General features: G+C 49.2%; 9 protein-coding genes, 2 tRNA genes and 1 pseudogene. 5 read left to right on the top strand and 7 right to left on the bottom strand.

What is annotated here, in order from left to right; genetic code table 11:
• The first annotated feature begins 379 nt into the window (after positions 1–379).
• The 3 genes from AC2215_RS14005 to AC2215_RS14015 all read left to right on the top strand — a co-directional run bounded on the left by AC2215_RS14005 (position 380) and on the right by AC2215_RS14015 (position 6,831).
• The gene (locus AC2215_RS14005; protein ID WP_486810627.1) at positions 380–1,573 is read left to right on the top strand and encodes a class I SAM-dependent methyltransferase; all 1,194 of its coding nucleotides are present in this window, start codon (positions 380–382) and stop codon (positions 1,571–1,573) included.
• Positions 1,574–2,017: 444 nt separating this feature from the next.
• A complete protein-coding gene (locus tag AC2215_RS14010) occupies positions 2,018–5,497 on the top strand; it encodes an amino acid permease (protein WP_486810628.1) in 3,480 nt (1,159 codons plus the stop codon).
• Positions 5,498–5,517: 20 nt separating this feature from the next.
• Complete coding sequence (locus AC2215_RS14015; RefSeq protein ID WP_486810629.1) at positions 5,518–6,831, top strand: sensor histidine kinase; 1,314 nt, start codon at positions 5,518–5,520, stop codon at positions 6,829–6,831.
• A 142-nt stretch (positions 6,832–6,973) separates the two neighbouring features.
• On the opposite strand, the gene AC2215_RS14020 is transcribed toward AC2215_RS14015, so the two are convergent.
• The gene (locus tag AC2215_RS14020) at positions 6,974–7,426 is read right to left on the bottom strand and encodes a peroxiredoxin (protein ID WP_486810630.1); all 453 of its coding nucleotides are present in this window, start codon (positions 7,424–7,426) and stop codon (positions 6,974–6,976) included.
• Between the two features lie 69 nt (positions 7,427–7,495).
• On the bottom strand, positions 7,496–8,626 hold the full coding sequence (locus tag AC2215_RS14025) for a HetZ-related protein 2 (protein ID WP_486810631.1): 1,131 nt from the start codon (positions 8,624–8,626) through the stop codon (positions 7,496–7,498).
• Between the two features lie 653 nt (positions 8,627–9,279).
• On the opposite strand from AC2215_RS14025, the gene AC2215_RS14030 reads away from it, so the two are divergent.
• Positions 9,280–9,353: transfer RNA gene (locus tag AC2215_RS14030), tRNA-Met, on the top strand.
• Between the two features lie 219 nt (positions 9,354–9,572).
• On the opposite strand, the gene AC2215_RS14035 is transcribed toward AC2215_RS14030, so the two are convergent.
• The 5 genes from AC2215_RS14035 to AC2215_RS14055 form a co-directional block, all read right to left on the bottom strand.
• Positions 9,573–9,644, bottom strand: a tRNA-Asn gene (locus AC2215_RS14035).
• A gap of 93 nt (positions 9,645–9,737) precedes the next feature.
• The gene (locus AC2215_RS14040) at positions 9,738–10,286 is read right to left on the bottom strand and encodes an NYN domain-containing protein (protein ID WP_486810632.1); all 549 of its coding nucleotides are present in this window, start codon (positions 10,284–10,286) and stop codon (positions 9,738–9,740) included.
• 145 nt (positions 10,287–10,431) lie between these two features.
• Complete coding sequence (locus AC2215_RS14045; protein WP_486810633.1) at positions 10,432–10,746, bottom strand: hypothetical protein; 315 nt, start codon at positions 10,744–10,746, stop codon at positions 10,432–10,434.
• 227 nt (positions 10,747–10,973) lie between these two features.
• Positions 10,974–11,645, bottom strand: coding sequence for an energy-coupling factor ABC transporter ATP-binding protein (locus AC2215_RS14050; protein ID WP_486810634.1), 672 nt, complete (start codon positions 11,643–11,645; stop codon positions 10,974–10,976).
• Positions 11,645–11,923, bottom strand: coding sequence for a UPF0367 protein family (locus AC2215_RS14055; protein WP_486810635.1), 279 nt, complete (start codon positions 11,921–11,923; stop codon positions 11,645–11,647). The genes AC2215_RS14050 and AC2215_RS14055 overlap by 1 nt, the downstream gene beginning before the upstream one ends.
• Positions 11,924–12,215: 292 nt before the next feature.
• Here AC2215_RS14055 and AC2215_RS14060 point away from each other — a divergent pair.
• Positions 12,216–12,356: pseudogene (locus AC2215_RS14060) on the top strand (photosystem II D2 protein (photosystem q(a) protein)); the annotation flags it as partial.

The raw sequence follows: 12,356 nt of genomic DNA on the forward strand, positions 1-12,356 counted from the left end.
ATATTCACTTAACTTCTAAAACGGGTTGGGTGCGATCGCTAATCGATCAAAGGTTGGTGTGTATTCCGATGGCGGATTGATTTAAGTACGATAAATTTGAAAAGCATGCTTACAAAATTAGAATATCATAACCCTGGAACAACGCAAAATCGTTCTAAATCCTCTCGATTTTTCCCCAAATTTTGGATGGCAGACCGGCAATTTTTGGGTTCAAACACGAACTTATGTAACGAAAACCGAGCGATCTCCGTCTCAATTTATCCATCCAAGACGATCGGTCTGGCGCTGGAATCTTGCATTTTCCACTCCCATCCTTCTCCCCAATCGCAGAGCGCGGTAGAATAGCCATCTGCATTCACATCAGCCATCCCCGCGCCCGATGAACTCAGATATCAGCCAGGCCGTTCGCCAGCTCTACGATACCTATCCCTTCCCCCCCGAACCCCTCCTCGACGAGCCGCCACCGGGGTATAACTGGCGCTGGAACTGGCTGACAGCCTACAGTTTCTGTACCAGGATGAAGCCCTCCCGCCAGGACGTTCGCATCCTCGATGCTGGGTGCGGGACGGGGGTGGGAACCGAGTATTTGGTGCATCTGAACCCTCAAGCGCAAGTAACGGGAATCGATTTGAGTCCGGGGGCGCTGGAAGTGGCACGGGAACGATGCCAGCGATCGGGAGCCGATCGGGTAGAGTTCCAAAATCTGAGTATCTACGATGCCGATCGCCTCGATGGCGAGTTCGATTTAATTAACTGCGTTGGGGTTCTCCACCACCTCCCCGATCCAATTCGCGGCATCCAAGCCCTAGCTCCCAAACTCGCTCCCGGTGGCTTTTTCCATATTTTCGTTTATGCAGAATTGGGACGGCGAGAAATCCAACTGATGCAACAGGCGATCGCTCTGCTTCAGGGAGACGAGAAAGAGGACTACGAAGCCGGGGTTCGCCTGGGGCGAAAAATGTTCGCTGCCCTACCGGAAGATAACCGGATCGTCCGGGAAGACAAGCGACGGTGGGCGTTGGAAAACCATCGCGATGCCAACTTTGCCGATATGTACCTCCATCCCCAGGAAGTGGATTACAATATCGATACCCTATTTGAACTCATCGATGCCTCGGGTTTAGAATTTATCGGCTTCTCCAACCCTCGCTACTGGCAGCTCGATCGCCTTTTAGGCAAAGATAACGAACTCATCGAACGGGCAAAACACCTTAGCGATCGCCAATACTATCGCCTGGTGGAACTCCTCGATCCAGAACTAACCCACTACGAATTTTTCCTGGGACGACTCCCCCTTGCCAAAGCCGACTGGTCCCAGGATGAGACCCTGCTTGCCGCTACTCCAGAACTGAGTCCGTGCATCCAAGGATGGCCCGATCGCACCATTTTTGATGGCGACTACCAGCTCGTTTCCCTCACCGATGGCGAGCATGAGTTTTTGCAGGGTTGTGACGCCGGAGGAAAGACGGTCGGTGAGATTTTGGCTATGGTGGAATTGGGGTTAGATGGAGTGCGATCGCTTCAAGAGCGGCAGTTAATTCTGTTGAGCTGTAATTCAATCGGATCGGGTTGACGATCGAGGATCGTTCGTGAATCGCGTTAACGCCTGTCGAACTGCATCCACATCCTGGAGAGTTGCTCTTTCCCTAAAGCGATCGCCACTCGTTACGAGAAGCGAGCCAAGAACTTTTTGGGTGTAACTTAACTGACTCGAGTTTAGATAAAACAACGATAGCCAAGTCTAAAACCCTAATGTGGTGAGATTTTGGGGTCTAACATTCCCGAATCCTCCAGAAAACTCTTAAAGTCAAGATCGGGGTTTGACGTTTCGAGGGCTTAAATTTGTCTAAACTCCAATGAACCGATCGGGTCGCGACCGAGATCGGGTTTTATTGATGACACGCCCTAGAACGATCGATGTTGTAGGGTGGAATTTGCGAGGGCAACACCTTCGCAAATAATATTGATGGCGATTCGAGCTAACCCTCTCTAACCGCTTTCGATCTAGTTTGCCGCCATGCCACCACAGCAATTACCAACGCGACGACTCTCGCGCAGTTTTAGTCGCCTGGAAGATTTTGGTTTCAGCCTCAACGGTTTGCTCGTTTGGCCTGGAACCGTTATTGGAATGCACGTCGCCCTCGGTCCCCAAGCCATTTGGGTTTGGCTGCCTGCGGTTCTGGTTGCCATGCTGCTCAACTTACAGCTGGCGCGTTTGGGAACCGCTCGACCGGATATTGCCGGGGGAACGCCTAACTATGCCACCCAGTTGCTGCAAAAATACCCTCACTTCGGTTTGTATGCGGCGATCGGCTATTTTCTGAGCTGGGCGGCGTTAATTCCCATTAATGCCATCGTTCTGAACAACCTCCTCTCCACCTTGCTCGTTCCCTACGATATCCACCCCCCGGAAGTCTGGTTCAAAATTGGCTTTACGCTCATTGCCTTCGTCCTGGCTTTTAGCGGCAATCGGGCATTGGCCATCTTGCACCTGGTTTTCATGCTCCCGGCAATTGGGTTTCTGTTAGTCTTTGCCATACAAGGGTTGGGTTGGTTGGCATTTTCCCCAGACAGTCCGGGTTTGTTGCCAGAACATTGGTCGAGTTTTGACCCCATTGTTTGGGCGAAATGGTATTTGGTTGCGGTTTACGCCGTCTATGCCAGCGAAGGTGCAGCCGCCTTTATTGCCGATAGCCGCCAACCCTTTGCCGCACTGCGCTATCTGGCGCTGACAGCGAGTTTGCTGCCCATCGTCTATCTCGGCGGTTCGTGGGTGGTAATGCGTTTGGCCACCGATAGGAGTTTGGGGGATGATGCTTTACTCAATCTCGTGCTGTGTGCCGAAAAATTTTGGGGCGAGTCGGCAACAGTATTGGTGGTGCTGTTACTTGCATTTGCCTGTTTGCTCAGTTGCGCCAACACGGTGGCTTTATGCGCCCGAGTTGTGTACCAACTCGCCCGAGATGGTTATTTATCTCCCGTCTTTGGGGCGATTTCTCGCCGGGGCGTTCTCGGTCCAGCGTTGACTATTACGCTCATTATTAGTATTGCGTGTTTAGTTTGGGGCGATATCATCCACATTATTGCCATTACGGGAATCGGCTATATGGTGTCGATGATGTCCGTACATTTGGGACTGTGGTTGAATCGAGAAAAATCTGAAGTTCTCTGGCCCGGGTGGTCTTTGGTGTTTTTTAGCATCGAAGCTGTCGTCTTGCTCGTGGGGGGAATTGCCTGGAGTGTGGGGGATTTTATTATTGGTCTGTTGGTGCCGATGCTGATTATTATCGCCGATCGCCTCATCCGCCGGGCACCCTGGGCAATCTGCCATCCTCAATGGTGGATGGAGTGCTATCGCCAGCGATCGAGTGGCGATTTCCAGGATTTTGTCGGGACTCAGGTGGCGGTGTTGATTCTGCTGGTTTGCTCTGCGACGATGGTGGGTTGGAAAGCTCGTTCCTGGCTCGATGCGTTGCCCGGTAGTACGTTGGACAGCCTGCTGGTAATCCTGGTGTTGACGGTGACATTTTTCGGCGTAGCGATCGCCTGCTGGACGAGTTTACCCCAAGCCGAAGGGATTATTGAGGCTCGAGAACGATCGGAACTGCTGTTTAAGATGGCTCAAGATGCGATCGTCGTTTTGGACGGTAAGGGGAGGGTTCGCCAAATCAACCCCGCGACGATGACTCTCTTTCAACGGCAACCGTTCGATTTGGTGGGATATCCGCTGCGATCGAGACTTCAAGGACTTCCAGAGGCGATCGAACAATGGCAACCCCGCAGCGAGCAAACCTTCGATCTCGATGGCGAAACCGTTGCGGTGGAGTTATCCCTCTCGTCCTTGGAAAATGACGACGATCGAGAATACTTGGCCATCGTTCGGGATATTACCGCCCGCAAACAAGCCCAGGAAGCCCTGCGACGTTCGGAAGCCGAGTTACGTGATTGGACGCAACAACTCGAAAGTCGGGTCAAACAACGGACGGTCGAACTCGAAGCGGCGAAGGAACGGGCTGATGCCGCCAGCGAAGCCAAAAGCGACTTTCTCGCCAGTATGAGTCACGAACTGCGAACGCCCCTAAACGGGATTTTGGGGTACGCGCAAATTCTCCAACAATCAACGACTTTGGGAGAACGAGAACGTCACGGGGTCAATATCGTTTATCAGTGCGGATCGCACCTGTTGACGCTCATTAACGATGTCCTGGATCTCTCAAAAATTGAAGCGCGCAAAATGGAGTTGTACCCGAGTGAGTTTCACTTGCCGGCATTTTTGCAAGGGGTGGTGGAAATGTGTCGGGTGCGGGCCGAGGCGAAGCAAATTGCGTTTGACTACCATGGTGCTCCCGACTTACCTGCGGGCATTTGTGCAGATGAAAAACGCCTGCGCCAAGTCCTGCTCAACCTTCTGGGAAATGCGATTAAGTTTACCGATGGTGGAGGGGTGAGTTTTAAAGTGCGTGCCATGGAGAAACGGCCCATCGTTCTCGATGAGTCCGCGACTCCTTCTAAATCTTCCAAGAGCGCTCCCCAAACTCTGTGGAGAATTCGCTTTCAAATTGAAGATACGGGGATGGGAATGCATCCGGAGCAATTGGAGCAAATTTTTCTCCCCTTCGAGCAGGTGGGCGATCGAAAACATCGTGCGAACGGAACGGGATTGGGATTGACCATCAGCCAGAAAATTTTGGGATTGATGAACAGTCAAATTGAAGTCAGCAGCCAGCCGGGAGAAGGCAGTCGGTTTGGGTTTGAATTAGCGTTAATTGAAGCGACCGAATGGGTCGATCGTACGACTCGCACCGATGGCGGTAAAATTATCGGTTATCGGGGAAAAAGGCGCGCGATCGCCATTGTTGACGATCGATGGGAAAATCGATCGGTCGTTGCAAATCTTCTGCAACCGTTAGGGTTCGATGTCTTAGAAGCGGCTAACGGTCGAGAGGGTTGGGAAATGGCACTCAATACTCCTCTCGATTGCACGATCGCGGATTTAGAGATGCCAGTAACAAACGGGTTAGAATTGCTTGCGCTCATTCGAGGACACGAACGATTAAAAGACTTGTGCGTCTTGGTTTCTTCGGCGAGTGTTTGGGAAATCGATCGCGATCGAAGCTTAGCTGCCGGGGCGAATGACTTTCTCCCCAAACCCGTGCAAGCGGAAGAACTCTTGACCAAACTCCAACAACTGTTAAAGTTGGAATGGATTTACGAAGAAAAACCAGAAAACCAACCACAAGAAGCGGGTGTATCGGTTGGCGAAGCAAAAAGTGAAGTGAAATTTCCGCCCGTTGAAGACTTAGAAAAATTACTCGATTTGGCCAAACAAGGTTTGTTAAATCAGATCGCAATCGAACTCGATCGCATTCAAAATCCGGATGAAGGATGGACTCAATTCGTTCGAGATATCCAGCAATTGGCGAAAGGCTTTCAAATGAAAAAAATTAGAGAGCGACTTCAAGAGGCTGTTGACGCACATCCCTCAAAATCCTCCTAATTCATTAAAAATTATTTGCGATGCATCAAGAATTTAATCCCGAACATCAAAGTGTTATTTTAATTGTCGATGATACTCCGACGAATTTAGAAGTGTTATCTGGTGCTTTGACAGAAGTGAACTATCAAGTGGCGGTCGCCCTCGATGGTGAAAGTGCGATCGAACAAATTAAATACAAGCCCCCCGACTTGATTTTACTCGATGTAATGATGCCAGGAATCAATGGATTTGAAACCTGCGCTCGTCTCAAATCCGATCCGTTCGCGAAGGATATTCCGATTATTTTTATGACGGCTCTTCCCGATCCCGTCGATAAAGTGAGAGGTCTAAAATTAGGTGCTGTTGATTATATTACCAAGCCCTTTCAAAAAGAAGAAGTCCTCGCTCGAGTTCGGGTTCACTTACAGCTGTACAATTTAACTCGAACTTTAGAGAATCGGGTGGAAGAACGCACTCGCGAACTTTCTCAAGCTTTGCATCAGCTCCAACAAGCACAAGTTCAGTTAATTCAAAGTGAGAAAATGTCTTCTTTAGGGCAGATGGTGGCGGGAATCGCTCACGAAATTAATAATCCCGTTAATTTTATTCACGGCAACTTGGCTCATGCCCGAGACTATATTGGTGATTTACTTAAATTTATTCAGTTATATCAGACAAAAAATAATAATTCTGATGCTGAACTCGATCGGGTTCTAGAAGAGATTGAAATTGATTTTATTCAAGACGATCTACCGAAATTAATTGCATCAATGCAAGTGGGAACCGAACGTATTCAAGGTATTGTTAGATCTTTGCGTAATTTCTCCAGGCTTGATGAAGCTGAGTACAAGCTTGTGGATATTCATGAAGGAATTGAAAGTACCTTACTGATTTTAGGAAATCGTTTAAAAGGAAAGGGAAATCGTCCGCAAATTCATATCGTTAGAGAGTATGTAAAATTACCCTCGATCGATTGCTACTCCGGGCAGCTGAATCAGGTTTTTATGAATATTCTCAGTAATGCCATCGATGCGTTAGAAGAAGAATTTTACCAAAATATTTCTTCTCGCTCTGGAAAGGAATTACAGATTGGGATTCGCACGCAAGCACTCGATCTCGAGTGGGTTGCTATTCACATTACTGATAATGGTTCAGGAATTTCTCCCGAGATTCAAGCGCGATTATTCGATCCCTTTTTTACAACGAAACCCGTTGGCAAAGGAACGGGTTTGGGACTTTCAATTAGCTATCAAATTGTGACGGAAAAACACGGGGGAAAACTGACTTGCGTTTCCACACCCGATCGAGGAACGGAGTTTACGATTTTGCTGCCAACTCGATCGAGTCAGTCATAACAAAGTGGCGATGGGGATCAGCTTTGAGATCGAGTGCGGATAATGGGTGACAACAAAGCACAACCGGCACCAATTTCTTCTCCAATTCTCTCCCCCCGATCGCTTCACGGTAAAGCGCGCGCGTATTCAACCGAACTGGATATTACATCCCCTGAAGTGTTTTGAGCGATTCGTCAATATGACCCTGAAAATTTAATTGAGAGTTAAAGATGTTCCGCACCACCCCTTCTTTATCGATGACGTAGGTAACTCGACCCGGCAGAAGTCCGAAAGTTGCCGGAACGCCGTAGAGTTGGCGCACCTTATTGCCCACATCGCTAATCAGGGTAAATGGAAGCTGGTACTTGCTGGCAAACTGCTGGTGGGAACTGACCGAATCCCCACTAATCCCGATCACTTCTGCCCCGACGTCGGTAAAGGTTTCGTAGCTGTCGCGAAACCCGCAAGATTCTTTGGTGCATCCGGGGGTATCGTCTTTGGGATAAAAGTACAAGACGACGGCTTTTTGACCCCGAAAGTCTTTCAGGCTGATGGGTTCTCCCGTCTGAGAAGAAAGGGTAAAATCCGGTGCGGTATCTCCAACTTTAACTGCCATCTACTGACTCGCCGTTACGTTACATATCTTCATAAGATTACCGCAATCGGGAGCCTTCGATCGAGGGATCTAGGATTGGTTGCGCAGGGAGTGCGCTCCTAGATACAGTTTGTTCCATTCCGTCATCACCTGAGAGGGTTTGAGGCCTAGCTCTTGGGCGATGGTTTGGGCCGATTTTCCCTCTCGAAACCCCTCGAGGATGTGACGCTGCTGGGGGTCGAGGCTTTCCCAATATTGTTCCCACAAAGCGGGGGTCAAACCCAAGCTGTGGTCTTGCAGGGAGGTTTTGAGCCAGCTCGAAACTAAATCGGGGGCTTGTTTGAGGGCAAAGACGCGAATGGCGTGATAGCCGACTTTCTCCCGCAGGCGATAAATTTTGGAAATGGGGATCTCCAAGGTGGTGGCGATCGCCTCTTGGGTATAACCTTGCAGGTACAACCGCAGCCACTTCGCCGCAATCGGATCGACATTTTCTTCGAGATACGTTTCAAATTCTGCTTGAACTTTGAACCGCATAGTCTGCCGTTCTTCCCAGGCTTGGCGGTCTTCGTACTGCGCCAGAGTTTGCGCGTCGACTAAATTAATCGAATCTTCGCGCTCGGAACTTCCCACTTCTGCAGATACCAAACGAATTAAATCTTTGGTAGGAACTTGAGTTAATCCCCCCCGTCCAGAACGACGCAAGTAGTTAAGAAATCGATAAACCAGCAGGGGTTGGTTGCGAATCGGACGCAGGCAATACTCTTCCAAACTTGCTAGCAGCAAAGCATTGCGCAACCTTTCGTTTCGAGTGCATTGCGCGATCCAAGACATCTGTTGCTGCAAATAGCGATCGCTGTTGAGGAGTTCCTGGACGATTTCTTGGATGACGTCGATAACCGTACGATGGCGATCGCGACTCAGAGCCACCCAGGTGCGAATTTTGTTGCGCAACAGCATTAACCCGCCCAATCGCCGAATCAGATTTTGATAGGCGGTTTCCGGCGCGACTCCCAGATAGCGTTGTTGCAAAATGCTGTAGCGAAACTCCATCGACTGGAGGACGATTTCTAGCTGGCGATCGCTGAGTTGATTGAGTCGATCGCTATTTTCCCCGATCGACCAACGAACGATGCCTTCATGGGTTTTCCGACTTGCATCGGGATAGTCAGTCTGAAGCCGTTCGAGCCATTTTTGCGCAATTTCCCGATCCTTTGCCATCGCTTCTTCCTTTTTTGCTCCTCACACCGATTCAACAGCTTCTACGCCTTCAAGCTAGATGACCCCAAAGCAAAAAGCCATTGATTTGCTCTTTGACATCTTGCTGTGCGACATCGATCTGCTGCTCACTTACAGTGTAGAACCTCCCTCGAACGGCTGACACGAACCAACGATGGCATGAAGGCACTTTTGGCATCTAAACGCAGACGAGCCTAGCTATTGGTAGCTAGGCTCAGTGAACTACAAGCGACAGATTTTTCAAAGAAATCGACTCTAAGGATTAGAGGTTCTGAAGATTAACAAGTACATTACTAGTTGTTGACATTCCCTTCAGCACTCATATTAAGCGCTATCTCTTTCGATCTTGCCTTTCCGGGCTTAGGTTTAGTTTTGCCAAGACAGACTTGACAAGCCTACCACTTGTGACCGACTTAAGACTGAGGACTGAAGTTAGGCTCGGGCAGAAAGATATCAGCGCCTGTGCCTCTTAATCTTTTAGCAAGCAATGTTTGTTTGCTTGTGTTTGATATCTTGATTATCAAGATAACATAGCTATTCTTTATCGAAGCTATAAGTTTACTAAAATTCACATTCAATCTTCGAACGAGAAATCAACAGACAATGTGATATTCTAGTTAGAGTGAAAAAACAACGGCTCAGTAGCTCAGTTGGTTAGAGCAGGGGACTCATAAGCCCAAGGTCGGCAGTTCAAATCTGCCCTGAGCCATAGATTACCACCTATAATCTTGCTTGCCTACGTACTTACTTAATCTGTACGTAGGGCTTGCTTTTTTTCTGAATTGCGCTCGATCGAAGAAACATATCGAAGCCCAACTCTTGCGTTTCGGCCGGCTTTCAAAGATCGATACGGACACTCAACCAATCTTCATGAATGCAGACTTGGAATATCAAACAGATGTTATATGCTCTGATTATTTAGTTTAAACTCCCCAGGCCGGATTCGAACCAGCGACCAATCGGTTAACAGCCGACCGCTCTACCACTGAGCTACTGAGGAACGTCTCAATCGCGCATCTCCTATATTAGTCACAAATGGACTCGTTTGCAAGTGTTCAAAAAAATTTTTTTTGGAAGATGGGTTTCGATCGAGCTAAAGTCCTTTCTGCCACTGGGCTAAACGCTTCCGTGCATCTGGATCTATGGAATTTGAAAGTAACCGCCTCGACGATCGCTTAGGAGCATTCTGCTGTCGGCGACGCACGCGACGATTGGACATCTCCACTTCCGACGCCAGTTGCCCAGCTGACATCCATTCCGCACCGTATCCCACCACAACCAGTTGTTGGGCGCGATCGGATGTGGCGACGATCGTTCGTTGTTTGCGAACGGTTGCTTCCCGTTTGAGGGCGGCACAAGCTTTTTCAATGTGGGTATCCGCCGTTTGACCGAAGTCGGTGTACACCACGCATAAATAAGGCGTAACGGTCTCTCGATTCCCTCGAGAATTGCGATATTGAGAATCGAAAATCACCCGCGCATCGAAACCGTGAAACGTACTATAACCAATCAGCCTTTCGGTCAATTCCCGACGAGCCGGTTCTAAGCCATCGTTGTCGCGAATCCGTTGCAGATCGGGCCACAAACCGATGATATTGTAGCCGTCTACCAACAGAATTGTGGTAGGGGAAGTGGGTGACATTGTTGCTAGCCAAAAGTGAGGAAGAGGGTTTAGGTTGCTTTTATATTTGCCTATAATGCAACGTTCTGCCAACCCCACATTAAGACATACAAATATAATACGTTAGCAATACAACGTGTAACTTCCATGGGCGATCGCCCGTGAATTATTCTTCCTCGCGACTGTACCAATCTTCCCGAAACTGTTGAGAAAAAACATAACCGAGCAGCATCCCGATCGCCAAAGCCATCAGAATACTGCCCCAGAAATCCTCCAGGAAAAAGGCAAAACCAATGAGAACGATCGCCATCCACATTGAAAGACGCTTAGGACGATTGGGACTGTTCTGAGTAATCCACGCGACGAGATTGCCCAAAAATCGACCGAAAGGAACGCCAAAGACTCCCACGGCACAGCAAGTCATTACAAACTGCACGGTTTGGGCGGAAATAGAAAACTCAGGCAAAAGTGAATCGAGCACGGTACGTTCAAAGACTCAGTAGAGATACGATTAGACTTTTGGAGGACAAGGGTTAAAGGTTAAGGGTTAAGGGAAAAAGGCAAGAAACATTGAGAATTTCAATCTAGAAATTGATTCGATTTTTCATTTCGACCAGATGTCGATGGAGGAACGGTTAATGGTGCGGCGAAGTCAAGATTTGCATTTTCATATCTTGAGAACGCTGGATTTTTATCCCACAGCCGCATTTAACTGCCCATCAACCGTTCTTTCAGCCGATTCGGTTCTCCCTTAGCAACCACTCGTCCTCGTTCGAGTAAGAAACCACCATCGCAATAATCGAGTTCGTCGAGGCGGTGGGTGACCCAAAGGGCGCAAATTTGCTGGCGGGTCACCAACTGCCGCACTTGTCGAACTAAATCCAATTGACTATCGGGGTCGAGCAGAGCGGTGGGTTCGTCGAGAAGCAGGACTTCGCAGCGACGAGCGATCGCACCAGCAATTGCAATTCGCTGCTTTTGTCCTCCACTGAGGGCGTAAATCGGACGACCGCGCAAGGGAAGTAAGTTCACCAAATCGAGAGCTTCATCTACCCGTTGGCGAACGCGAACCGGCGACAACTTTTCTTCCACCAGCCCGAACGCAACATCAGCCCCCACCGTCGGCATCACCAGTTGATGGTCGGGATTTTGGAACACAAAACCCACGGGAGGCTGAATCTCGATCTGACCCGATTTCGGGGTGAGTAAACCCGCGAGCAATCGCAACAGCGTCGATTTACCGCTGCCGTTGGTTCCCAGCAGCATCCAGAATTCTCCCTTGGGCACTTCCAGGGAACAAGAATTGAGGACTGATGTGCCGTCGGGCCAATTGAAGCACAAATCCCGAACGGCGATTGCGGGCTGTTGGTGTTCTGACATCAGGCTTCCGTTTCAGCAAAAGCCGCGAAGAAGCCGGGTTGTTTGCCCGATGTTGCCCCGCCAGATTTCTCAGAGACTTGGAGAGCACAAATTTCACTGGTGAGGACGCAGACTTTTTTCTCCGTTTGTCGATCGCAGGTTAATTCGAGAAGCTGAGGAGTGCCAGATTTCATCGCTTCGTGAATTTGCTGGTAGAGCGCTTCGGCCTCTTCCTCGGTCTTTCGCTGCACCGATAGGGGAAGGGGAGCAAATTTCAGCATGACATCGATAGTAAACATGGGCGATCGAATATGAAGTTTAACGTTAGATCCTTAATCTAATATGAATCGCCAATTCTGGGTGAGATCGTTTGGCTCTTCGCCGTCGGCGGTGCTGCTGATTCCGATCGATTCTGAGGGTAGGGGGTGAAATTTCGATCGCTTCCTCCTATAATGAGTACCATAGTAAAGAAAAGTAAAGTCCCCGATCGCTCTCAACCGTTTTCTGCATACTTAAACCAGAAAATGTCAAATAAGCAATCGCAAGACTCAATAAAACTTTACGACGCAATCGTATTCGGAGATTCGCTTAATGACAATCGCAGTTGGACGCGCGCCAGCGACTCGAGGAGCATTTGACATCCTCGACGACTGGCTCAAGCGCGATCGCTTCGTCTTCGTCGGCTGGTCCGGAATTCTGCTGTTCCCCTGCGCCTACATGGCGTTGGGCGGA

Source organism: Zarconia sp. (assembly GCF_057467645.1).

Excerpts from the sequence above, each read along its gene's own strand:
- AC2215_RS14005 (WP_486810627.1), top strand. The coding sequence starts at position 380 with ATGAACTCAGATATCAGCCAGGCCGTTCGCCAGCTCTACGATACCTAT.
- AC2215_RS14010 (WP_486810628.1), top strand. The coding sequence starts at position 2,018 with ATGCCACCACAGCAATTACCAACGCGACGACTCTCGCGCAGTTTTAGT.
- AC2215_RS14015 (WP_486810629.1), top strand. The coding sequence starts at position 5,518 with ATGCATCAAGAATTTAATCCCGAACATCAAAGTGTTATTTTAATTGTC.
- AC2215_RS14020 (WP_486810630.1), bottom strand. The coding sequence starts at position 7,426 with ATGGCAGTTAAAGTTGGAGATACCGCACCGGATTTTACCCTTTCTTCT.
- AC2215_RS14025 (WP_486810631.1), bottom strand. The coding sequence starts at position 8,626 with ATGGCAAAGGATCGGGAAATTGCGCAAAAATGGCTCGAACGGCTTCAG.
- AC2215_RS14040 (WP_486810632.1), bottom strand. The coding sequence starts at position 10,286 with ATGTCACCCACTTCCCCTACCACAATTCTGTTGGTAGACGGCTACAAT.
- AC2215_RS14050 (WP_486810634.1), bottom strand. The coding sequence starts at position 11,645 with ATGTCAGAACACCAACAGCCCGCAATCGCCGTTCGGGATTTGTGCTTC.
- AC2215_RS14055 (WP_486810635.1), bottom strand. The coding sequence starts at position 11,923 with ATGTTTACTATCGATGTCATGCTGAAATTTGCTCCCCTTCCCCTATCG.